Source organism: Collinsella sp. LCP21S3_A3, assembly GCF_052118905.1.
Taxonomy (GTDB): Bacteria; Actinomycetota; Coriobacteriia; order Coriobacteriales; family Coriobacteriaceae; genus Collinsella.
Map to the genome: position 1 here is coordinate 1 of NZ_JBQKGH010000056.1, position 539 is coordinate 539.

The 539-nt window shown below is 66.6% G+C and carries 1 protein-coding gene; it reads left to right on the forward strand.

What is annotated here, in order from left to right:
• A partial coding sequence (locus tag ACTQ0H_RS09315) for an SIS domain-containing protein (RefSeq protein WP_441049394.1) occupies positions 1 to 539 on the forward strand: 539 nt, incomplete at both ends.

A 539-nucleotide genomic window follows, 5' to 3' on the forward strand; every position in this document is an offset into this window, starting at 1 on the left:
CCGGCGGCTGCGAGAAGGGCTACTACCTCGCCGACTGCTTCGGCCTGCGCCTGCTCAACCGCCGCGGCTGCTTCCCCAAGTTCGACCTGTTCATCGAGCAGACGAAGGACGTCTGGAAGGACTTGCTCGACATCCGCAAGCGCTTCGAGCCGCGCGCCGAGGAGATCGCCAGGAAGTACGCGCTGGCCGACTACACCATGTTCATCGGCTCGGGGGCCCTCTGGGGCGAGACCATCCTGTACTCCATGTGCCTGCTCGAGGAGATGCAGTGGAAGCGCATCCGCCACATCACCTCGCACGACTTCTTCCACGGCACGCTCGAGCTGCTCGAGCCCGGCGTCCCGGTGTTCCTGTTCATGGGCGAGGACGAGTGCCGCGCCCTCGACGAGCGCGTCCGCGCCTTCCTCACCAGCGGCGTGACCGGCGACGAGGACTACGTCATCATCGACACCGCCGAGTACGCGATCCCGGGCCTGGACGACGACTTCCGCGTCATCGTGTCGCCGTGGATCCTGTCCGTGCTGACCACCGACCGCCTC